Below are 22,035 nucleotides of genomic sequence, written 5' to 3'. Positions count from 1 at the left end.
CCATGGCACAGCGATTCTGTTGCCCCGAGTGTTTCGATGATCGCAGCTTGCGCGATCAGCTCTTCCCATCTCTCGGTCCTAGCCACGGGACGTGTGATTTCTGCGGGACCGCTAATACTCATCTCGTTGAACCGGGTAATCTCGCCAATTATTTCGAGCTCCTAGTTAATATTTATGAGCCGAGTGAGGACGGAAAGTCTCTAGTCGAATGGATGAAGGATGATTGGCAGCTCTTTAGTCACAGGCGCATGGACATTGCCCACGCTAAGGAATTGCTCGGCGAGATTTTGGATGACGGTGACATCGTCCGAAGAAGCTTTGCACCGTCTCCAAGCTATATCAGCGAGGGTCTCGCACAGTGGGACAAGCTGCGCGACGAAATGATGTATGCCAACCGTTGGTTTCTCGACGTTGCCATTGATCTAGACCGACTTGACGAGCTATTCGGTATGCTGTTGTCGTTGCATTTACCCCGGCAATGGTATCGTGCGCGCCTCCGCGCTGAAGACGAGGTCTTCCCGATAGAGAAGATGGGTGCACCGCCGAAACGACGCTCATCACATGGCCGAGCCAACCCGGCTGGAATCCCATACCTTTATCTGGGGTCGCTTCCTGAAACTGCTGTGGCAGAGATCAGACCTCATACCGGCGAGGTCGCTTGCGTCGCCGAGTTCACGATCCCTGATATTAAGGCCGTGGACTTGCGCAATCCGCGCAAGCTCGTTTCGCCCTTCATCCTGTCAGAGTCGAGCGCAATTGGTCAGCTGCGCGCCGACTTGCCGTTCCTCGAACGCTTAGGTGAAGAATTGACTCGACCAGTTCAGCCGTCGGGGGCGGCGATTGACTATATTCCGAGCCAGTATTTGTGTGAGTTCATTAAGAAGAGCGGGTTCGACGGAGTGGTCTATCGTAGTTCAGTCAGCGACGGTATCAATCTCGCTCTGTTCAATCCCGAACAGGCGGTCGGTGGGAATGTTACGCCCTACAATGTTACCAAGGTGTCGGTCGCAGTGGGTGCTGCCTAAGTAACCACATATATAACTGCGGACCAGCCTTCAGGTCCGGCGATCGCTATCTACGGCGGCGTAGACGAGCCGCAAGACGTGGCTCATTGGTTCCGCATCACGCTGGAGAAGTTCGGCCGTATCAATGTGGCGATAATACAGCACTGGCATTATGCACATAGCGGCCATAGATAGTGGCCATCTGCATCATTGCCACCACAGTATGATAGCCAAATCTTTTTTCCACACATTGCCAGCAAAACCGGCAAGGCCCACGTGATCAAGTCGCACCACAACGTCGGCGGCCTGCCCGAGACCATGAAGCTGCAGCTGGTCGAACCGCTGCGCGAACTGTTCAAGGACGAAGTGCGCAAGCTCGGCCTTGAACTCGGCCTGCCCTACGACATGGTGTACCGCCACCCCTTCCCGGGGCCGGGCCTGGGTGTGCGCATCCTTGGCGAAGTGAAGAAGGAGTACGCCGACATCCTGCGCGAAGCCGATGCCATCTTCATCGAGGAGCTGCACAACGCCGACTGGTACCACAAGACCAGCCAGGCCTTCGCCGTGTTCCTGCCGGTCAAGTCCGTCGGCGTGGTCGGCGACGGCCGCCGCTACGAATGGGTCATCGCCCTGCGCGCCGTGGAAACCATCGACTTCATGACCGCAAGGTGGGCGCATCTCCCATACGACTTGCTTGAAAAGATCTCCAACCGCATCATCAACGAGATCCGTGGCGTCTCCCGCGTGACGTACGACGTCAGCAGCAAGCCGCCCGCGACGATTGAATGGGAGTGAGGCGCGCCTAGGCAGAACGCCTGACACAGCTAGGCTGACCGAGATCAAGGGCTTACCATTTGGTAAGCCCTTTTTCTTTGCAATTTGTTACAGAGATGGGTTAACTCGGTCTAAGGTCGCTGAGACGACTGCCGATAGAACAGGTAGGTACAACGCAGACAGGACTGTCGCAGGGAAAGGATGTCATCCCCGGGCGGTAGCGTGTTTGATCCCTTTAACCAAAGCAGCCATTCATCTGTGGAAGGGTTGGGTCTTAGTTCCGACTATTCTGTGCGATTGGTGCCTGGAAAATCATCGAAAATCTTGGGGTCAAGGCGGAGCCGGGCACTTGTTCATAAAGGCCTTTCGTTTAGGGCGACCGCAAGTCTCACGAATGTCTTGGGAATGCGGAAGGGCTGGATACCCCCTCAAACCAACTAGCTTTTTAGCGAGGAATTGGAAAAGATTGTTCTTCATTTCCACCAACAGGTAGGCCATGCGGCTGCGGAATGGCCTTTGCGCTGAGAGTAGCTTTTAGAACATAGGATTGGTAATGTTGGGAACGATATTATTTGATAATGCAGTCAAGCTGGCCACTCCGATTGCCCAGCGTTTGGTTAGAGATAAGCTGCTGCCTTTAACTGAAGGTAAGATAGCTTCGCTTTTCGAAAACAAAGCTGCCATCAAGAAGTTTGAAAAAAAATCGGTTAAGTATATAGCCAAGCTTGCTGGTCAGTGCTCCACATTAAACACAATTGCATTTCAGAATGAGCCAAAGAGCTTAAATGAATTGTATATACCTTTAACTTTGACTGATGGGAGTGAGGGAGGGGAGTTAGTAGTTGACGAAGATTTGGATATTTGTGATTGCCATGACCACGTGCTGATTAATGATACCGCAGGAATGGGAAAATCAACTATATCGAAAAGGTTGGTTTTGAATATAATTAATAAAGGAGAGTATATTCCAGTATTTATAGAGATGAGAAAGCTAGAGAATAGGCCTATCGAAGAACAGGTGGCTGAATATCTTGGAGTGATTGCAAAAGACAAAGTTGAGCTGCTCAGAGAATTGCCATTATTGTATGTGTTTGATGGGATGGATGAGATTTCCCACGACATAAAAAAAGAATTAGTTGGGTACTTAAAAGGGTTTGTAGAGAAAGTTAGCGAGTCTAAGATATTAATTACATCTAGGCAAGAGACTTTTTTGGCGGAATTTTACGGATTTAAGCATTACTCTATTCGTCCGCTTGTAGTCGAAGAAGCATATTCTTTGATAGAAAGATATGATCCATCTGGAGAGGTGTCTAATAAGTTGATTGAAGGGGTTAAGAGAAGCCAAGGCTCCGGGATTAGGGAATTTCTTTCTACTCCGCTCTACGTTTCCCTTCTTTTTTGCTCCTATCGACATAAAACCGTTATTCCACAAAAAAGACATTTGTTCTATTCTCAAGTCTATGATGCGCTTTTTGAGTCGCATGATTTAAGTAAGGAGGTCGGATATGTGAGGCAAAAGCACTCTAAGCTAGACTCAGCTGAGTTCCATGCAATTTTGAGGCGGCTAGGTTTTTGGTGTTTAAAAAATAATGGGAAGATTGAGTTTCAAAGAGATGAGCTTGAAATTGTTGTTGGTGATTTGCTTAGTAAAGTAAGTGGTGTTAGTGCCAGCGCACCAAGCTTCGTGAAAGATTTAACCTCAACAGTTCCTCTTTTTGTTAAGGAGGGGACTAGCATAAGATGGTCTCATAAATCTCTCATGGAGTACTTTGCATCAATGTTTATATGTAATGATGCAAAGCTGCAGCAGCAAAAAATTCTGATGTCTTTTTATAAAGGGAGTCGGTGGACAAGCTATGCAAATATTTTCGAGTTATGTGCCGATATAGATTATAGTTCTTTCAGATCTTCTGTTGTTAAAAATATGCTTGAGGCTTATATAGAATATCATGGTGCTTGCTATAATAACATAACCAATTCTCGAATAAAAAAGTCAGAGATCGAGGAAAGAATATCGCTCACATTTTCTTTTAATATGGCGTTTCGCATATTGGAGAAGGACGGGGCGCGGTTCGGTTGGCTTGGTGATGAAGTTGTCTCCAAAGATGCAAAGGCTTTGATTGAAAAGAAGGGGAATAAGTTTTCAGAGATCATGCTTCATATTACTTCACGGCCTATCCACTGCTGCGTTGCGTCAGGCCGGGAGAAACTGATTATGGAAATTGTGCATAAAAAGGCACCTGAGATTTTTGTTAAAGGAAGTAAAAAGCATTTTGAGAAGGTGAAGGATGCTGATAATTCATCTTTGAAGACTGGTAGGGCTTACTTGGTAAATGATGATCCCAAAAATGCTATAAATAATTCTGCAAATTTCTCTTTGGTTAATTCGATTTTGTGGTTTGTGTCAGAAGCTGCGCTTGATAAATCATCTGTTGAAAAAGAAATTGAATTAATTAAGGAAGATGAAAGTGATGGAATAGATAGTCTTCTGGAAGGTTTGGTCTGACTGTACAGTGATGTTATTCAACTGAAACATGCCCCCGTGGGCTCTCTATATGTACAGTGACAGTATTCACCTGACACATGCCCCCGTGGGCTCCTTATAGTTAAGCAGTGTTTTCTGCCGTTTTCCCAGATTCCTTCTTCGTCGCTTTGGGGAGTCCTTTCTTGAAGTCGGCATAGGGCGACGCCCCTTTCTATGTTGCGGCCCTGCTGTGCCATTTCGTGTTGTAGGTGGCCAGTAGTCATCAAGGTTCAGCTGTGCTCAGAACGACTTGGGTGCCCCCTAGATACGGCTGATTAGCCTAAATGGTGATTCTTGATGAGTGCGGCTACGCTGAATGTGAGAGGAGCGTTGTCACACTAAGAGCTTAGCTGACCGAGTGTTTGGTATGACAGCAGCTCCTAGAGAGGTGCTGTGCCGCAGCGGCTCCGAAAAAACAATGACAATACGCAGGAGATAGATCATGGAGCGTCCCGATTTCGTCAAGCGGGCTGATGTGGCCCGGCTCATACCTGTTGTTGCCGATACCAGTCGTGAGCAGCGAGCTGCTTCTGTCTTGCTGGCCGCCCTGAGGGGCGTGCACGAGTTTCGTCAGCAGATGCTGGCATCGCTGGGTGTGCGTGTGGGCAGTCGCGCGGCATTGGGGGCTTGGACGGAGATCGTTCTGGAGGCCGAGCTAGATGCGATCAAGAGTGATCGACCGGATGGCTTGCTTGTGCTGAAATCGGGCCGCAAGACATGGACGGCTCTGATCGAGGCCAAGATCGGTAACGCCGAGGTGGGAGAAGAGCAGTTGAAGCAGTACCTGCTGCAGGCCAAGAGACACAAGGTTGATGCGGTCATCACTATCACCAACCAGTTCGTGGCCATGCCTTCCCATCACCCGGTGAAGGTGCCCAAGTCGATGCTGAAGGGCATCGAGCTGTACCACTGGTCCTGGATGTACGCAGTCACACAAGCCACGCTCTTGCTGGAGTCTGGCGAGATTGCCTCACCAGACCAACGCTTTCTGCTGGAGGAAGTGCTGCGTTACTTGAGCCACGATTCCAATGGGATTACGCGGTTCGATAGCATGAATCGGGAATGGAAAGAGGTCGTCGGCAAGGTAAAGAGTGGGGCTGTGCTGGGCAAGAATACGGAGGAGGTGGAGAACACGGTGTCGAGCTGGCACCAGGAGCAGCGCGACCTGTGTCTGGTGATGAGCCGTCAGCTAGGCAGGCCCGTGAAGCTGAAGCTTCCGAGAGCGCATCGCACCGATCCGGTTGTACGTCTCAAGGAAGATTGTGACCTGCTGGCCAAGCAGAAGGTACTCAATTGCTGCCTTGAGGTGCCTGATGCTGCTGCGGATCTCAACGTCACCGCAGACCTCACCAAGCGAACCATCGTCTGCTCCATGCGCCTGGCCGCCCCTCAGGACAAGAAGCGGAGCTCAGCTAGGGTGAACTGGTTGGCGAAGCAGCTAACTCGTGCGGAAACGGAGAACATGTTCGTCAAGGCGCTGCGGCCAGGGCGCGCAGAAGAGACCCAAGAGACGTTAGCGCGAGTGCTGGAAGACGCAATTTCTTTGGAATCTGCCGCTACCGATGTTGTGCCCAGCGCTTTCGAAATCTTCTATATGGCAGACCTCGGGCACCGATTCGCCGGAAACAAGATATTTATTGAAGAGCTGGAGAAAGCCGTACCGCATTTCTATCAGCAAGTTGGCCAGCGGCTCAGGGCCTGGGTAGCACCACCGCCGAAGCTTCATCGGCGCGATCCCGCGGAGCAGGTAGAAGACGAAGCGGATGAGTCGGTTGAGCTTGCTGTCGCTGAGATGTCGCTATCCGCCTCTCACTTGACCAAAATCGGTACAGGCCAGGCCTGAGGAATGTGACATTGCTGACCTGGCTGTTTGTAGGGGCCCTTAAACGGGCCTCTTACTTTTCGGTGTGATAGCGCATCAACACTTGGTCCACATAGCTTCCATCCTGGAATCTCTCGATTGTCATCTCGGCAATCTCTGCTTCCATCTTGCCCTTGGCCTTTTCCTGCTCAAGATATGCTCCGGCCAGTTCTGGGGCGGCGCGGCTGTCGGCAAGGATAGCCGCGCTCACCCAGTTGGCAGGGATTTCTCCATCTGCATCGTGCCGCTCGGCGTAACTTTCCTCGACTGCTGAGTAGCACTCCCTCGCGCTTTCATTGCTCTCGACTTCTTCTATCAGCATGCAGCGAAAAAGGGGGAGAGAGTCGTTGCTCGGTGCGATATCATAAGCTTGCTCCACCGTGCTTAGAGCAAGCTCGTAATTTTCTTGATAGATGGCAATTTGGGCTCTATTTATCAGCGCGAAGTGATTCTCGGGATCGGCCTCGAGCGATTGCTCGATAAGGGCTTTTGCTCTTTCTAGTCTCTCATTGTTTCTTTCCGCTATGCCAAGAGAAGTTTGTTCGTTGGCTTGCCTCTGAAGTTCGATAGAATCGTTGGCGATATCATTGCCTCTACCTTCCTGGCAGGCCGTGAGAAGAAGGGTCAGCGCTAGGACAAAGATTTTTTTTCGCAGCATACTATTTCTCAATCACCTGAATGGAAATCGTCTTGCTTGTGCTGGGTGGTACCGGTGCTGCTGATCCAGCGCTGGTCTGGTACTGGAAGGTGCCTTGGAGGTAAAGAGAAAGCGCCTTGCCAGGCCGTGGTTCGGGCAAGGAAAAGGTGGCGTGGCCTACCGGTCTATACTGAGGTTCATCCGGCCAAGCATTGATTCCGTCATTCTGAAGCACTGCCGATTCCAGTAACTGGTCGCCATCCATGAGCTCCGCACGCATGCCTAGAATAGCTTTACCGCCCCCCGGGATCAGTGCTGCGACTGCTCCACCACGTGCCGATAGGTGAAGCGTGTGATCTCTAATCGTGACATTGACCCGGAAGATATAGCCGCCATTGCTGCCAACACCTTCGACGAAGAGGTAGGCTGGCTGATTCATGATCGCTTCAGTTTCGGTGGCTACATACTCGTATTCAGCTGCTGGGGAGTTTTCGGCAAACGAGGCCTTGAACGAGTCATCTTGATGACCGGTCATCCTAAGAGAAGTTGGATGAGCCATTGGGCCTGCTGCCGACATGCTCGCGCTGGTGGGTGAGCCGGTGACTGTGGTGGAAGCCGCTTCGACGTAACCACCACATGACGTGGCGCTGCCATGTATGGCTGCGGCAGAGCCCTCGATTGGATACCAGGCCACCCCAGCGGTGATGCTGGCTCCACAGGAACTCTTGTCACCGACTCTGGCAATGGGAATGCCATCTACCTTGGCCGTGCTTGCACCGGAAACGATGCGATGCGGCCCACCCTTGCAGGAACAGACTACTTTGTCGCCAACCTTCGCAAGATCCATTGGGTTCCTTCCTTGTGTCCCCATGCCATGGTGCGGTTATCGATTATCCTCCGCTTCGCTGCGTTGGCTACAGCTTGGCGGGACTTTAAGAAATCGCTTACGGCGATGTCAGCGATGTCTTACAGAGCTAACGGTAGGGGAAGGGGAGTGGTAGGTATCGCTACGCCGAGTCCTATTTTTATATAAAGCGGGCGCCTCAAGGGCGCCCGCTTTCGTTATGGTCTTGCATTCAGAAGCGATCGACGCGGAACGGTGCCATATCCACCGCGGGCGCTTCGCCATCCATCATCTGGGCGAGCAGTTCGCCGGTGGCGGGGCCCAGGGTGAAGCCCTGGTGGCCGTGGCCGAAGGCGAGCCACAGCCCTTCCTTGTCGGGGGCGGGGCCGATCACCGGCTTCATGTCGGGCAGGCAGGGGCGGGCGCCTTTCCAGGGCTGGCTGTCACGCCGCTTGCCCAGCGGGAACAGCTTGCGTGCCACCTTCTCGGCGGCGGCCAGCTGCTTGTACTGGGGCGGCGATTCCAGGTCGGCCAGCTCGGCGCCGGTGGTCAGGCGAATGCCGGCGCGCATGGGTTCGAGCAGGAAGCCCTTCTCGGCGTCCATCACCCAGTGGTTGAGCTTGGCTTCCCCTTCGGCGGAGTAGTGCATGTGGTAGCCGCGCTTCACGAACAGCGGCACTTTCATGCCTTGTCTCGCCAGCATTTCACCGGCCCAGGGGCCCAGGGCCACCACCACTTCCTCTGCCTCCAGGGTTCCCTCGCTGGTCTTGACCTGCCAACCGCCATCGACCTGGAGCACGTCCTCGACGCTGGCCTTCATCACATGGCCGCCCTGTTCGGCAAAGCTGCGGGCGTAGGCCTGCACCAGGCCGCCCGGGTCCGAGACCATCCAGGGCTGCGTCCAGTGGATCGCCCCGATCAGCCCCTTGCCCAGATGCGGCTCCTTGGCGTAGAGCGCCTCGGCGTCCAGCACCTCATACGTAACCCCGAAGCGCTCGTGGTTTTCCTGGGCTTCTTTCTGGCGCTCCTCCAACTCCTTTTGGGTGCGGTAAAGCTCCAGCCAGCCGCCCTGGCGCACCAGCGCCTCGGCGCCGGCGGCCTCGATCATCGGGGCGTGGGCATCCTGGCAGCGCATGATCAGCGACGCCCATTCGGTAACGATGCGCTCGTAGCGCTTACCGCTCGAGTTCAGCCAGTAGTCCAGCAGCGGGCCCGCCGCGCTCAGCATGCCGGTGGGGCGGTAGCGGATGTCCACCTGGCGGTTGGGCACCACCCGCAGCAGGGTGCCGATATCGCGGGGGAAGGCGTAGGGGCGCACTGCCTCGCGCTGGATGATGCCGGCATTGCCGAAGGAGGTCTCGAGACCCGGTTCGCGGCGGTCCACCAGCGTGACGTCATGGCCGCGACGCACCAGGTGCCAGGCCACGGATACGCCGACCATGCCGGCACCAAGAACGATGATTTTGCGGGCCATGAAGGTCTCCCTGCCGATGGAAAATGGAAAGCTCCGCCGCGGGGCAGAGCCTGTCATTGCGCGGAGTTTATCAGCACTTCCCAGAAAATCGGCTACCTGCTGAAAATTAAGATAAAGACACCATAACTGGATTTCGTGGCAGAATATTTGTCCGTGTTCGCGGGGATGAGTGGGGTTTTTGTTTGTAGCTGGCTGTTGGGCCTGCTTGCGCCATTACCGATAGTGTAGGTGCTGCACTGAGGGCCGCCATGGTCTGGACCTGGGCGTTGTGATGGGGGCTCAACGCGGTGGCGTTGATCTATTCGCAACAGCCATCCAACTGAACCGGATGAGAGGATCCAGAGTCGCTAGTCAAGGCGTCTTTGGCGCGTTGTGAGCTTGGTGATGGCGCGGCTGCGCTTCAGTCTGCGCACCGTGTTTGAGTAGCTCCTCCCCTTGGCGGGTAGCGGTGCGAACAAAAGTGGTAGGGGATTGACCAAGTACTTTGCGAAACATGCTGGAGAAGGCGCCCGGGCTGTCGTAGCCGAGTTCCATTGCGGTTCGAGTAACGGAACTTCCGGACAGCAGTCTGGGAAGGGCGGCCATCAAGCAGGCCTGTTGGCGCCATACCGCGAAGGACAGTCCGGTCTGCTGACGGAACAGACGATTGAAAGTGCGCTGGCTGCGATGCAGTTGTCGGGCCCAATTCTCGGGAAGGCTGTGGATGTGGGGCTGACCGAGAAAGCCTCGGCACAGGCTGGCCAACTGGGGATCCCGGGGCAGAGGAGCATAAAGCGGCAGCGCCGGAGCCAGTTGCAGTTCGTACAGCAGGAGCTGGGCAAGAGCACCATCGCGACCGTTCTCGTCATACAGCGCGGGTATATTGGCGGAGGCCAGCAGCAGGTGATGCAGGAGTGGCGTCACCACTAGCACCTCACAGCTGCGGGAAGGACGTGGAGCCACGAGAGGCTCGATATACAGGCTGCGGGTGCTGACGCCGTTCATGCGCACCCGGTGACGTTTGCCCGCTGGCAGCCAGACACCGCTGTAGGGAGGCACCATCCAGGTTCCGTCGTCGGTATCGACTTCCATCAAGCCCGTCATGCCATAGAGAAACTGAGCCCGGCGGTGGGTATGAAAATCGAGCAATGTACCGGGGCTGTAGTCGGTGCCGATGGCCACGATTGGGCGCGCCACATGATCCACATCTGACAGAGGGGTATTGAGCATTGTCGTCAGCCTGGCCGAAACACAACGATTATTGTCCAGCTGGCGAAAGTCGGCCAGGTCTTATCGGAATATCGTTCCTGTCGTCGAGTTCCCACAGGAGAGTTCCGGTGTATAGCGTATTGTTCCTCTGCGGCGGGGTGGCCGGAGTCACCACCGTGCTGTTCGGCTTCGGTGGCGGTTTCGTCGTTGTTCCCTTGATGTATACCTTGCTGATTTCCGTTCATGATTCGGATAGCGCGGCCGGTCTTGCGGCCATGCATATCGCGGTGGCCACCTCGACCGCGCTGATGATCTTTGCCGCTTCCCTATCGACATGGCGTCACCATCGGCTACGGACCGTGCAATGGCATTTGGTGCGGCCGCTGGTCGGCTATATCGCCATCGGTGCCGTGCTCGGCGCGGCGGCGGCAGTGTCATTGAATGGGGACTGGGTGCGCTGGGTGTTCATTGGCTATCTGGGGCTCACTATTGCGGATGCCATCCTGCGGCCCGGTTTCCTGCATCAGGCGAGTGGCGATGTGCGTCCCATGGGCCGCTTGCTGACGGCGATGACAGGCACGTTCATCGGCACAATTGCCGCCTTGCTGGGTGTTGGCGGGAGCGTGATGACCGTACCGCTGATGCGTCGCAGAGGGGCCAACATGACCGCGGCCACGGCGATGGCCAGTCCGTTGTCGTTGCCGATGGCGGTAAGTGGCACCGTGACTTATGTGTTGCTGTCGGCCAGCAATACTGCTCTGGGCGCCTGGCATGCGGGGTACGTGGATCTGCGCGCCTTGCTGACGCTGGCGGTAGGCTCATGGCTCGGTATCCGTCTGGCGTCGCTATGGATTGGGCGCATTCCCGATCGCATCCATGCCGGGGGGTATCTGGTATTGCTAATGGTGGTGCTGGCGGTGATGGTCGTCATACACTGAATCGATACGGGGCTTCACGCAGGATGGGCGCTCGCTGAGGCTGGTCAGTGGCAGCGTAATCAGTTCATAACCGAGGCCGCTGTAGGTGCTGGCCAGGGGCGGGGGGGCGTTGATCGCAATGAGAACTTGCGTGATTACCGCTCGGTAATTATCAAGGTAAGCAAGGCTCGACTTGCAGTAGGGGTTACCGCTCGGTAACTTTTTCAACGTCACACTGGCACGGTAACGGTGGGGCTCGGGCGGCTGCGTTGTTTATCGCGCCCCACCGCGTATCTTCGCCTCGCCTTCCATCAATACGCTCCATGCCTGGCGCCTCAGCGCCTCGTCTCCCGCTGTCATCACTTCCAGCAATTGGCGTTTCTCGGCCAGGTAGACCCGGGCGAAGCCGGGGGCCCGCGCGACGATGCTGCCGGTGTTGTCGATCAGGTCGGCGTACTTGATGGTCTGCGCCTCGGGGGAGACCTGAGCCAGCCTGTCGCGTTCCAGCGCCTTGCGGTGAGCGCGATTGCCGATTTCGGGATCGACGAATTGATCCGTCAGCTCCAGGACCAGGACGGCCACCCGCTCGCCGAAGCACGCCTCGATGTCCAGCGCCGTCACCGCGGTATCCTCGAGCACGTCGTGCAGGTGGGCGGCGGCGATCATTTCCGCTGTCGCCGCCTCCACGGCCGACACCATCTCTGCGACGGTCGCCGGGTGCTGCCAGTAGGGCTCGCCGCTGTACTTGCGCCGCTGCCCCACGGCTTGATGGGCGGCCCGGCTGAACAGCGCGGCCCGTTCGATCATGTCGTCCATCCTGGTCGCTCTCTCTGTAACTCTTTCCGTAACTCTCTCCGTAACGCTCTTCGCTTCACCTTCTTCCGCTCGACTTTCACCTGCCTCAATCCCGGGGGAGTTTCTTCAGGCGCTCATCGGCGCGCTTCACCGTTTTCATCTTTTCCGGCCGCTTCATCGCTTTCCAGTGGCGTATCTCTTCCATCGTGCGGCCGCAGCCGATGCAGAGATCGCCTTTCAGTTGGCATATCGAGACGCACGGGCTTTCGATCTTCTTCGCCATTCAATGCCTCGCTGCCTTGGTGCGCAGCCGGCGCTGCCAGTCGCCGCCGTGCTCCCGCTGGCACGCTTCTTCGCTGTCGAAATCGAGATGCCGCGAGATGTCGCCGACATCGAGGCCGGCCTCGGCCAGTGCCTCGGCGGTCAGCTCATTGATGCAGCGCCGGGCATCGCCCTTGAGGGCATTCGTCAGGTTGGGGTGGGTATCGAACACCCAGGTGACCACCAGGGTCTCGGGAAAGCGCTGGTAATCGACCTCGTGGGTCAGCCAGCTAAAGCCGGGCAGCAGGGGCTTGGCCTGCTCGCAGGCGTGGGTCAACGCAGCGCTCAGCCGGCGCTCCATCTTGCCGCGTACTTTCTTGGCAATCATTCACTCTCCAATAGGTTTGGCCTGCCACGGTAACGCTCGGCACTGCATATCGTGCAGCTTACGGCAAAAAAACCCGGATCAACGCTTCGCGCTCCATCTCCAGCATCTCTGCCAACATCGGGTTCTGCCCGGCTTCCTCACTAGCCTGCCATTCCAGCAGCAGCGCCTCGGCTTCGGGCGAGCCGGCCAGGCGCGCCGCCAGGATATGGTTGGCGTCCGGGTGGCCGACTGGCTCGCCGGCCATGACATAGGCAGCCTCCACCTTGGCATAGCACGCCAGGGCATCGTCCGTGGCTCCCTCCAGGCGCTCATGCACCATGCAGCGCAGCAGCATTCCCTCCTTGTGCAATCCCCCTTCGTGAAGTTCATCCAGGTCGCGCTTGGCTTCTTCGTAACGGCCCAGACTGGCAAGCAGGCTGGCGCGGTGACCGCGCAGTTCGGTGTTGTCGGGGTGGCGCTCCAGCCCCTCGTCATAGATCGCCAGCGCGTTTTCGAGCCGCTGCGTACCCCCACTGGCTTCCATCAGCGCAGCACCGGCGCGCTCCAGATAGTGCGCCGGCGGTTCGCCGCTGGCCGGTGAGCAAGCGGCAAGCAGCAGAGTGACAAATACATATCTTCCAGACTTCGGTGAGCTCATCCCAATCCCTCGGCCATTCTCCATGTTGAAATTCATTATTGTTCGCCTGAAGCGACAGGTCATGAATGAGCGAGGGGTTGAGATATGGCTTACAAGAGTTTCAGCGATTTCTTACGCCAGTCGTGGCTGTCATCGTTTTGTCAGGTCGGCATAAGGTTGTCATCTGACAACCTATAGTGATACACCTCCCAGGGAGGACGACAAACCATGACCCACTACGACTTCACTCTCAAATTCGCCGTCCCTGATGCGCTCGACATGGAGACGCTGGAAACCCGTCTCTTTGAGGAAGGCTGTGACGATGCGCTGGTCGGGCTGGGGCAGAAAGGCCGTCTGGCTCTGGAGTTTTCACGTGAAGCGGTCTCGGCTCATGAGGCGATCATCAGCGCCATGGCGGATGTGAAGCGTGCCGTACCAGAGGCGCGTCTGATCGAAGCCGGCCCCGACTTGGTAGGGGTGACGGATATCGCGGAGCTGTTTGCGTTCAGCCGCCAGAATATGCGCAAGCTGCTGCAGTCTCACCTGGCGACCTTTCCGCTGCCGCTGCACGAGGGGCGCGCCGCACTCTGGCACTTGGCCGAGGTGCTGGAGTGGTTCCGTACCCACCAGCACAAGGCCGTCGATGAGGCCCTGCGCGAGGTGGCCCGGGTCAGCATGCAGGCCAACGTCGCTCGTGAGACCCGTCGTTTGCCTGCGGAGGAGCTCCAGCGCTTCGAGGCGCTGGCCTGATGACCAGGCGCTATCACGCTGGCGAGCCGATGCCGACGGCAGCGCTATTGGAGGGAGCGGCGACCTTGGCGGGCTTGCGCGCACTCAGCGCGTCGCGCTTCGGCGGCGCCTGGAACAGGCGGCCATACTCGCGGGTGAACTGCGAGACGCTCTCGTAGCCCACCTCGAAGGCGGCGCTGGTCGCCGAGTAGCCTTCGTCGAGCGTCAGCCGGCGTGCTTCGACCAGGCGCAGCCGTTTCTGGTACTGCCCCGGCGTCAGCGAGGTCATGTGCTTGAAGTGCTTGTGGAACGAGCTGAGGCTCATGCCGGCTTCCGCCGCCAGTCGCTCCACGGATACGCGCGTCCGGTACTCGGCCCGGAGGATCGCAATGGCGGCGGCGAGGCGGCCTGCGTGGCTGTCTGGATCCGCGAGTGTACGCAAGACGGTGCTGTGAGGCCCCGACAGCAGCCAGTAGTGCAGCTCCCGCATGATGCCCGGGCTCAGCAGCGGCGCCGCTTCGGGGCGGTCCAGCAGTTGCATCAGTCGTGCTGCACAGTCGAGCAGTGCGGCTTCGGTGTCCACGGCGAATAGCGTCGGTAACTCGGAGGGGCGCTGCGGGCGGGGGCTACCGAGGTGGGCGGTGAGCTCACGGAGAATTGCCATGTCCAGTTCGACCGCGATCGCCAGATAGGGCTCAAAGCGACTCGCTTGCACGACCCGCCCGATCACCGGCATGTCGGCACTCACCAGGACGGACTGGCCGGCCGAGAAGACCCGCTCCTCCCTCCCCACGGTCAAGCGCTTCGCTCCCTGCAGCACCAGGCACACCAGCGGCTTGTAAACCGAATGCAGGTCGCCGGAGGGCGCTTCGAGACACATCATGCGCAGCCTCGGCACCGGCGTCAGCGCCATGCCGCGGCGGTTGGCGTGGCGGCGGGTATAAGCCCGCACGGCCTGTTTGAGCGATTCCATGGTTCCCTCCTGCGTTTCCGTTGGAACGTAGCATGGCGGCCGGGGTGCCGCGGATCAGAACTGCCAGTTGGCCGGGACCCACGCATAGCCGCTGTCCGTTTTGAGCATGTGGCCAATGCCCGGGAAGGGAAAATGAAAACCGAGCACGGGGAGCCGGTCTGCCGCCGCCATGTCGAAGATGCGGCGACGGGAGGCGAGTGCGGTCTCCTTGTCGCGATCCGGCCCGGGCAGCCAGACGTGATCAATATTAACGATAGGATGATAGGCAAGATCGGCCGTCAGCAGTAGCTGGTCGTTCCCCGAGTGGACCAGGAAGTTGGCCATGCCGGGGGTATGGCCGAGGGCCGGCAGCGTGGTCAGGCCGGGGACGATCTCCGTGCCGGCTTCGTACAGTTCGATGCCGCTTGCGACCGGCTCGAGGCTTTGCCGGATGGCGGCGGCGAAGTGACGGCGGAAATCCTCCGGCACCGGCATGTAGGAGAGGTCGGGGTCGCTGCCCATGAAGAAGTCCCAGTCGGCGCGGGGTGCGAAGACGGTTGCCCGCGGAAATGCCTTGCCACCGTCGGCCGTGCGCAGGTTGCCGACATGGTCCGGGTGCGTGTGCGAGACCACCACGACGTCGATCTCCTCGGGCCGTAAACCGATGGCGGCCAAGTTGTCGAAGATGCGACCGCCTTGCGGCCCCATGGTCTGCCCGGCGCCGGCTTCGAGGAGGATCCGCCTGCCATTCGTCTCGATGAGCAGCGTGTTGAGATTGAGCGTCAGGTGATCGGTTGGCAGGAAGGCTTGCCTCAGTACCTCCTCCAGTTCTGCCTCCGGTGCGTTGCTGGCGTAGATCCGCGGAGGCCCGCCTATCAGCCCATCGCTCAACACGGTGGCGGCGATGTCGCCGACGCGAAAGCGGTAGTAGCCGACATTTCCACCCGTATTGCCACCAGGGGCAGTGGATGACGCAGAGGAAGCCGCCTGCGCCAGGGCCATGCCGCCGGGCGGCAGGATCAGTCCCGCCGCTGCCGCCGCCGCTGTCAGCATGATCTTCCTGCGATTCAATGTAATTCCGCTCATGTCTGCCCCCGTCCGAGTCTCCGGCTGCTGGAGCCGTGGTGGTTGTTAGCGCCGGCCAGGGCCGCGGCTGTCTTGAACCGAAGCCTTGCGACGTCTTTCAAGGATGACGCAGAACGGACGTGCGGATAAGCTAACGAAAACGGATCACGTTATTAAGCAGGGCTTTGCAATGCGACCGCTACGCCTGGACAGCTTGGAAATCTTCGAGGACGTGGTGCGCTGCGGCGGCTTCAGGGCCGCCGCGCTCGGCAGGGGCGTGTCGTCGTCGGCCATCAGCCAGTCGATCAGCACGCTCGAGGAAGCGCTGGGCATCCGGCTGTTGAACCGCACGACACGCAGCGTCGCGCCTACTGAAGCGGGCGAGCGGCTTCTCGAGCGGCTTGGGCCCGCCCTTCACGACATCAGAACGGCGATCGACGATCTCAATCAGCTGCGCGAGCGCCCCTCCGGCACCGTGCGGATCAATGCGCCGGGGTCGGCCGCCGACCACGTGCTGTGCCCCCTGGCCTTCGCGTTCATGGAGCGTTATCCCGACGTCGAGGTCGAGATCATCAGCGATGCGGCGATCATCGATATCGTGGAGCAGGGGTTCGACGCCGGCGTGCGCTTCGGCAATCAACTCGCCCAGGACATGATCGCCATGCCCCTGGGCCCCGCCTTGCAATATGCCATCGTGGCCTCGCCCGAGTATCTCCGCCAGCGTGGCCGGCCCGGCTCGCCGCGCGATCTCCTGCAGCATGACTGCATTCGCCGCCGCTTTCCCGGCGGCACCATGGAGACCTGGACATTCGAGAAGGACGGCGAGGAGGTGGAGATCCGCCCGCAAGGCCGGTTGACGCTGAGTTCGGCGCATCACGAGCGTCAGGCCGCGATGGCGGGAGCGGGAATCGCACATCTGTTCGAGGCCTATGTTCGCGACGACCTCGAGCAGGGCAGGCTCGTCGAGTTGCTCGCCGATTGGAAGCAACAGCTGCCGAGCTGGTATCTCTATTACCCGAGCCGGCGGCATACCGGCGCGGCCATGCGGGCCTTCCTCGAGTTCATTCGCCAGCGTGAGTGGCTACCTGTAGGCAACTAATGCGCCGCCGCCTATCTCTCACTGCGCAAAGGCACAAGTCCAAAGCATTCTCGTGAGTGTTTCTAACGTAGATGGCGATGGTGAGATAACACCGACCTTGCAGAATCAGGCAAGTTTTGTGCCGGGTGTGGCAAGCCTCGTTTCCGTCCAGTTGTTAAAAAATGAATGCTTAACACAGCGGTCGTCGAATGCCTTCGGCGTCGAGATCGTCCGAGCGTATCGGTCGAAATCGTGTCGGGTCATAACAGCAAATGGAGATGAAACGATGAAAAGGTCAGGAAACGTCATTCTCATCACCGGGGGAGGCTCGGGGATTGGCCGGGAGCTTGCCCTACGCTTCAACGAACTTGGGAACACTGTGATTGTCGCTGGGCGGCGTCTGGAGACGCTGGAGGAAACCATTGCCGGTCGGAGCGACATGCACGCGATGGTCGTCGATATCGAGGATTCGGATGCCATTACTGCCTTTGCCGAGCGTGTCGTCGCCGAGCATCCGAGCCTCAATGTGCTGATCAACAATGCCGGCATCATGCGGCGCGAGGATTTGTCCCGCACTCGAGACCTGAGCGATGCCGAGCAGACGGTTGTTGCCAATTTGCTCGGGCCGATCCGGCTGACGAACGCACTGACCGACCATCTAGTCAATCAGCCAGACGCGGCGATCGTGAACGTTTCGTCCGGCCTCGCCTTCGTGCCGCTGAGCGGTACGCCGACCTACAACGCCACCAAGGCGGCGATTCACTCCTATACGGTCTCCCTGCGCGAACAGCTCAGGGGCAAGGTCGAGGTCATCGAGCTCGCGCCTCCCGCGGTGCAGACAGAACTCACGCCTGGCCAGTCGACCCGTGAAGGCTACATGCCTCTCGATGACTTCATCGACGAGACCATGGCACTGCTCCGTGAGCAGCCGACACCCAGGGAAATCCTGGTGGAGCGGGTTAACTACCTGCGCTGGGCGGAGCGCGACGGACACTTCGATCAAGCGGTCGAGGTGCTCAACGGGCACTGAGCGCAAGTGGGCCGGTCGCCTTGGGAGCGCTGGGATCACGCTGTCGAAGCCGCCAGCTGCGCTGGCAGGCGTTCCGTCGGTCTTCGGGTGCGCAGCACGTCGCGCTTCGGCGGTGCCTGGAACAGGCGGCCATACTCGCGGGTGAACTGGGAAACGCTCTCGTAGCCCACCTCGAAGGCGGCATTGCTCGCCGAGTAGCCTTCGTCGAGCATCAGCCGGCGTGCTTCGACCAGGCGCAGCCGCTTCTGGTACTGCCCGGGTGTCAACGAGGTCATGTGCTTGAAGTGCTTGTGAAACGAGGAGAGGCTCATGCCGGCTTCCGCCGCCAGTCGCTCCACGGATACGCGCGTCCGGTACTCGGCCCGGAGGATCGCAATGGCGGCGGCGAGGCGGCTGGCGTGGCTGTCAGGGTCCGCCAGTGTTCGCAAGGCACTGCGGTGGGGCCCCGACAATAGCCAGTAGTGCAGCTCCCGCATGATGCCCGGGCTCAGCAGCGGCGCCGCTTCGGGGCGGTCCAGCAGGTGCATCAGCCGCGATGCACAATCGAGCAGTGCGGCTTCGGTGTCCACGGTGAATAGCGTAGGCATCCCGGAAGGGGGCTGTGGGCGTGGGCTGCCGAGGTGGGCGGTGAGTTCACGCAAGGTTGCCATCTCCAGTTCGACCGCGATCGCCAGATAGGGCTCGTAGCGGCTCGCTTGCACGATCCGTCCGATTACCGGCATGTCGGCACTCACGAGGATGGACTGGCCGGTAGAGAAAACCCGCGCCTCACTCCCCACGATCAAGCGCTTCGCCCCCTGCAGCACCAGACATATCAGCGGCTTGTAAACCGAGTGCAGTTCACCGGACGGCGCCTCGAGGCACATCATGCGCAACCCCGGTACCGGGGTTAGCGCCATACCGCAGCTGTTGGCGTGGCGGCTGGTATAAGCCAGGACAGCCTGCTTGAGCGAATCCATATGCATCCTCCGCATTTCGACTTGAACGTAGCATGAGGGGCGGGTGCGACCGCGGTTTCACCCCATCTGGCTTTTTGGCTCTTGCAACGCGTCCACGCTCCAAAGGCCTGGGCCGGCGGCGCTGATATAAAGGAAAAGGAAGCAATACAGCATTGCCGCCTCACCGTGGTTGAGAACAGGGAAGAAGCCGTTCGGGCTATGCGCGATAAAATAGGCGAATGCCATCAAGCCGGAAAGAATGAAGGCTGTCGGGCGAGAGAAGAGACCAATGAGCAGGAAGAAGCCTCCAATCACTTCTAGGAAGCCGGCGGTATAAAGCATGGGGTTAAGGGGGTACTCGAAAGCGGCGGGCCAGCCAAAAAGCTTCATCGTTCCATGGGTCATGAAAGAGCCGGCCGCAAAGATTCGCAGTACGCTGAGAAGGTGCGGGGAAAGGACATCGAGGCGCTGAAAGCGCTGCATTTGTAGTGTTAGCATGTTTTCCTCGTGTCTTTGCTGGAGTTTATGGAACCGGGCGATCGAAACGCTACGGCGACAACGAGGAGAGTAGGACGTGGTTGTCTCCACGGTATGCCAGAGACTCAATATTTTGTCGCAAAATGTCCCGATAACGCTAAGTCGAAGTAAACAATGTCGGATGAAGCCCTGGCAGTGGAATTCGCCAGGCCTGGGCGGGCAGAACAGAACATGGTGGCGAGCTATTTCGGTAAGTGAGCGCTCTGCGCGGGGCTTGAGGTTTTCCTGAGCCTCCAGATGCTCGCCTTTCGCGCTGGCGCTGCGTCAACACGGCCTTCCATCGGGAGTGAGATGACGGCCTGCATGCCGGCTTCGCCGTTGGAAAACGAAATATCTCCCCCATGCTGCCGCGCGACCGAACGCACGATCGAGAGACCGAGGCCGATGCCTCCGGTCTGCCTGTTTCGCGACGTCTCCAGCCGGACGAAGGGCGCGAAAACTTTTTCCCTCATGTCGTCCGGAATCCCGGGGCCGCGATCTTCAACGACGATATCGACAGTCGATGCGGTGCACCTTAGCGCCACTTTCGCCTCTCCCCCATAACGTACTGCATTCTCCACCAGGTTTCTTATCGCGCGGCGGAGGCTATCGGGTCGGCAGCGGTACTTCACCTTCACACCCTCGATATGCGTGACAGGGTGCCCCAGATCGGATTGGTCGTCACAGATGCTTCCGACCAGCGCCTCGAGGTCGATGGCGCGAGTCTCCTCCCTGATGGATTCTCCGCGTGCGAATGAAATGGCGGCTTCCGTCATCGATTGGAGCTCGTCGATCGTTTCTATCATCTTGCGCTGGATATCCTCGTCGTTGACGAATTCTGCCCTCAGGCGAAGCGAGGTTAGCGGCGTCCGTAGGTCATGGCTGATCGCTGCCAGCATTTTCGTCCGGTCCTCGACGAAGCGATGCAGGCGGCTTTGCATCTTGTTGAAAGATTGAGCCGTCCGCTTGATCTCTTCCGGCCCTTCTTCCATCAAAGGCGGCAGGTTTTGTCCTCGTCCCAAGGCTTCAGCGGAGGTTGCCAGGTTTCGTAGTGGCCGCGCGATCCGGCTTGCGATGAAAGCGCCGATCAAAGCCAGCATGAGAGCGGTAAACCCAAGCGACATCAGTGGTCCCGACGTCCATAAGCTGCCCTTGTCATGCTGGTAAAAGGCAGCGTTCAGCCAGCGTCCGTCGTCGAGCTGTGTCTTGAACCCAAACCCCAGGCTGCCTGAAAAGCGGAGCGTCTTTGCGGGCTGCGACAGCATCCATAAATAGTCCGCTGGGGTCCACCATGGGTCATCTGCGTTTGCGGAGGCCACTTCGTCGGCGCTCGGCAATTTCGGATGAGGAGAGCCGGCCCACCCCAACGCTCCACTGCGGTCGACGGAGCTGTCCAGCGGCCGGGAAAGATGGGCGAGGGCCTGCAGTCTCCAGGCATTCGGATCCGTGGTTTCGCTGTCGGTCAACCAGTATCGCAAATAGCTGCCTTCACTGGCATGCAGGGCCTGCTCCCTCAAGGAAGGCGGTAGCGATTCCATCAAGCGGGTTACCGATGACGCCCGGCTGATGAATTCAGCTTTCGCCCCAGCGTCGAATTTCTTGGTGAACTCATCCGAGGAAATAAAGAAGGAAATTGCCTGTGAAACGATCAACGCCGCGAGCATCAGCCCGATGAATTGTATGGCCAGGCTCCTGCGCCAGATACGAGTCATTCGAACGCGACCTCGGTACACAGGCTGTAGCCGCCACCCCAGTGAGTCTTGATGATCGTCGGATTCTTGGGGTTATCCTCGATTTTCTTCCGCAGGCGGCTGACCTGGTTGTCAATGCTGCGGTCGAAGATGTCGGCTGTCCTTCCAACCGTCAGATCCAGGAGCTGTTCCCGGCTGAGTATCAACCCAGGCCGCTCGATGAAGACCTTGAGAAGGCGAAATTCCGCTGTGCTGAGCGGAATGCCAACGCCATCGTCGCCGAAGATCTCCTGGCGACCCAGATCGACCTTCCAATGTCCGATGCGGACTATCCTGCGCTCGAGAATCGTGCGTGCAGGAACGGCGCTCGTGGCGCGACGAAGCACGGCTCTAATCCGGGCAAGAAGCTCGCGCGGATTGAATGGCTTCACCAGGTAATCGTCCGCGCCGAGCTCGAGACCGACGATACGATCCGTGTCTTCGGCCATCGCTGTCAGAAATATGATGGGAATATTACCGGTAGCCCGAATGTGTCTGCACAGGGAGATGCCGTCTTCGCCGGGCATCATGATATCGAGGATGATCAGGTCGACAGTCTGCCGTTCGAGGACGCGTCGCAGGGTCGCACCGCCCTCCGCGACGCTGACCTTGTAACCATGGTGCTCGAGATACTCCCGAACCAGGTCCCGAATATCGTTATGGTCGTCTACGACGACGACATGTGTGGCGTCTTGCATTACCTAACCTCCGCCG

The 22,035-nt window shown here is 58.3% G+C and carries 21 protein-coding genes and 1 pseudogene; 8 read left to right on the top strand and 14 right to left on the bottom strand.

The genetic code is table 11. The annotated features are described in order from the left end of the window. Positions 1 to 2 precede the first annotated feature (2 nt). From HBJ55_RS06210 to HBJ55_RS06195, 4 genes and pseudogenes are all read left to right on the top strand, one after another. Positions 3 to 1,025: an RES family NAD+ phosphorylase gene (locus tag HBJ55_RS06210; protein ID WP_167112103.1), complete on the top strand. Its 1,023-nt coding sequence runs from the start codon at positions 3 to 5 to the stop codon at positions 1,023 to 1,025. A gap of 231 nt (positions 1,026 to 1,256) precedes the next feature. Next, a pseudogene (locus HBJ55_RS06205) lies at positions 1,257 to 1,799 on the top strand (GMP synthase (glutamine-hydrolyzing)); the annotation flags it as partial. A 532-nt stretch (positions 1,800 to 2,331) separates the two neighbouring features. Continuing rightward, entirely contained in the window at positions 2,332 to 4,284 is a 1,953-nt protein-coding gene (locus HBJ55_RS06200; RefSeq protein ID WP_167112100.1) for an NACHT domain-containing protein, read from the top strand. A gap of 460 nt (positions 4,285 to 4,744) precedes the next feature. After that, a complete protein-coding gene (locus HBJ55_RS06195) occupies positions 4,745 to 6,145 on the top strand; it encodes a hypothetical protein (RefSeq protein WP_206022260.1) in 1,401 nt (466 codons plus the stop codon). Between the two features lie 52 nt (positions 6,146 to 6,197). Here the strand turns inward: HBJ55_RS06195 and HBJ55_RS06190 are convergent, their stop codons facing one another. The 4 genes from HBJ55_RS06190 to HBJ55_RS06175 all read right to left on the bottom strand — a co-directional run bounded on the left by HBJ55_RS06190 (position 6,198) and on the right by HBJ55_RS06175 (position 10,327). Beyond that, positions 6,198 to 6,821: a hypothetical protein gene (locus HBJ55_RS06190; RefSeq protein WP_167112098.1), complete on the bottom strand. Its 624-nt coding sequence runs from the start codon at positions 6,819 to 6,821 to the stop codon at positions 6,198 to 6,200. A gap of 1 nt (position 6,822) precedes the next feature. Continuing rightward, positions 6,823 to 7,647 carry a PAAR domain-containing protein gene (locus HBJ55_RS06185; RefSeq protein WP_167112096.1) on the bottom strand — a complete coding sequence of 275 codons (825 nt, stop codon included), beginning with the start codon at positions 7,645 to 7,647 and terminating at the stop codon, positions 6,823 to 6,825. Between the two features lie 229 nt (positions 7,648 to 7,876). Then, the gene (locus tag HBJ55_RS06180) at positions 7,877 to 9,118 is read right to left on the bottom strand and encodes an NAD(P)/FAD-dependent oxidoreductase (protein WP_167112094.1); all 1,242 of its coding nucleotides are present in this window, start codon (positions 9,116 to 9,118) and stop codon (positions 7,877 to 7,879) included. Between the two features lie 351 nt (positions 9,119 to 9,469). Further along, a complete protein-coding gene (locus tag HBJ55_RS06175) occupies positions 9,470 to 10,327 on the bottom strand; it encodes an AraC family transcriptional regulator (RefSeq protein WP_167112092.1) in 858 nt (285 codons plus the stop codon). Positions 10,328 to 10,434: 107 nt separating this feature from the next. On the opposite strand from HBJ55_RS06175, the gene HBJ55_RS06170 reads away from it, so the two are divergent. Further along, positions 10,435 to 11,244, top strand: a complete 810-nt coding sequence (locus HBJ55_RS06170) for a TSUP family transporter (protein ID WP_167112090.1) — start codon at positions 10,435 to 10,437, stop codon at positions 11,242 to 11,244. A 252-nt stretch (positions 11,245 to 11,496) separates the two neighbouring features. On the opposite strand, the gene HBJ55_RS06165 is transcribed toward HBJ55_RS06170, so the two are convergent. The 4 genes from HBJ55_RS06165 to HBJ55_RS06150 form a co-directional block, all read right to left on the bottom strand. Beyond that, positions 11,497 to 12,030, bottom strand: coding sequence for an HD domain-containing protein (locus tag HBJ55_RS06165; protein ID WP_240935995.1), 534 nt, complete (start codon positions 12,028 to 12,030; stop codon positions 11,497 to 11,499). A 94-nt stretch (positions 12,031 to 12,124) separates the two neighbouring features. Further along, a complete protein-coding gene (locus HBJ55_RS06160; RefSeq protein WP_167112086.1) occupies positions 12,125 to 12,301 on the bottom strand; it encodes a DUF1289 domain-containing protein in 177 nt (58 codons plus the stop codon). Continuing rightward, positions 12,302 to 12,667: a hypothetical protein gene (locus tag HBJ55_RS06155; protein ID WP_167112084.1), complete on the bottom strand. Its 366-nt coding sequence runs from the start codon at positions 12,665 to 12,667 to the stop codon at positions 12,302 to 12,304. A 58-nt stretch (positions 12,668 to 12,725) separates the two neighbouring features. Next, positions 12,726 to 13,304 (bottom strand): tetratricopeptide repeat protein, encoded by a 579-nt coding sequence (locus tag HBJ55_RS06150; protein ID WP_167112082.1) that lies wholly within the window; start codon positions 13,302 to 13,304, stop codon positions 12,726 to 12,728. Between the two features lie 207 nt (positions 13,305 to 13,511). Here HBJ55_RS06150 and HBJ55_RS06145 point away from each other — a divergent pair, with 207 nt between their 5' ends. Next, positions 13,512 to 14,033 (top strand): helix-turn-helix transcriptional regulator, encoded by a 522-nt coding sequence (locus tag HBJ55_RS06145; protein WP_167112079.1) that lies wholly within the window; start codon positions 13,512 to 13,514, stop codon positions 14,031 to 14,033. A 13-nt stretch (positions 14,034 to 14,046) separates the two neighbouring features. Here the strand turns inward: HBJ55_RS06145 and HBJ55_RS06140 are convergent, their stop codons facing one another. Together HBJ55_RS06140 and HBJ55_RS06135 are read right to left on the bottom strand one after the other, a co-directional pair. After that, a complete protein-coding gene (locus HBJ55_RS06140) occupies positions 14,047 to 14,985 on the bottom strand; it encodes an AraC family transcriptional regulator (protein WP_167112077.1) in 939 nt (312 codons plus the stop codon). A gap of 54 nt (positions 14,986 to 15,039) precedes the next feature. Then, complete coding sequence (locus HBJ55_RS06135; RefSeq protein WP_167112075.1) at positions 15,040 to 16,050, bottom strand: MBL fold metallo-hydrolase; 1,011 nt, start codon at positions 16,048 to 16,050, stop codon at positions 15,040 to 15,042. 169 nt (positions 16,051 to 16,219) lie between these two features. Here HBJ55_RS06135 and HBJ55_RS06130 point away from each other — a divergent pair, with 169 nt between their 5' ends. Both HBJ55_RS06130 and HBJ55_RS06125 read left to right on the top strand, forming a co-directional pair. Beyond that, positions 16,220 to 17,128 (top strand): LysR family transcriptional regulator, encoded by a 909-nt coding sequence (locus HBJ55_RS06130; RefSeq protein ID WP_206022258.1) that lies wholly within the window; start codon positions 16,220 to 16,222, stop codon positions 17,126 to 17,128. A gap of 97 nt (positions 17,129 to 17,225) precedes the next feature. Beyond that, complete coding sequence (locus HBJ55_RS06125; protein WP_240935994.1) at positions 17,226 to 18,137, top strand: SDR family oxidoreductase; 912 nt, start codon at positions 17,226 to 17,228, stop codon at positions 18,135 to 18,137. A 35-nt stretch (positions 18,138 to 18,172) separates the two neighbouring features. Here HBJ55_RS06125 and HBJ55_RS06120 read toward each other — a convergent pair whose 3' ends face one another. The 4 genes from HBJ55_RS06120 to HBJ55_RS06105 all read right to left on the bottom strand — a co-directional run bounded on the left by HBJ55_RS06120 (position 18,173) and on the right by HBJ55_RS06105 (position 22,019). Further along, a complete protein-coding gene (locus HBJ55_RS06120) occupies positions 18,173 to 19,096 on the bottom strand; it encodes an AraC family transcriptional regulator (RefSeq protein WP_167112071.1) in 924 nt (307 codons plus the stop codon). A 57-nt stretch (positions 19,097 to 19,153) separates the two neighbouring features. Beyond that, a complete protein-coding gene (locus HBJ55_RS06115) occupies positions 19,154 to 19,573 on the bottom strand; it encodes a DoxX family protein (protein WP_240935993.1) in 420 nt (139 codons plus the stop codon). Between the two features lie 221 nt (positions 19,574 to 19,794). Further along, positions 19,795 to 21,303, bottom strand: coding sequence for an ATP-binding protein (locus tag HBJ55_RS06110; protein WP_167112069.1), 1,509 nt, complete (start codon positions 21,301 to 21,303; stop codon positions 19,795 to 19,797). Beyond that, the gene (locus tag HBJ55_RS06105; RefSeq protein ID WP_167112067.1) at positions 21,300 to 22,019 is read right to left on the bottom strand and encodes a response regulator; all 720 of its coding nucleotides are present in this window, start codon (positions 22,017 to 22,019) and stop codon (positions 21,300 to 21,302) included. The genes HBJ55_RS06110 and HBJ55_RS06105 overlap by 4 nt, the downstream gene beginning before the upstream one ends. Positions 22,020 to 22,035: the final 16 nt, after the last annotated feature.

This window comes from Billgrantia bachuensis, assembly GCF_011742165.1.
GTDB lineage: Bacteria > Pseudomonadota > Gammaproteobacteria > Pseudomonadales > Halomonadaceae > Halomonas > Halomonas bachuensis.
This window is presented reverse-complemented; position numbering and strand designations above follow the sequence as displayed.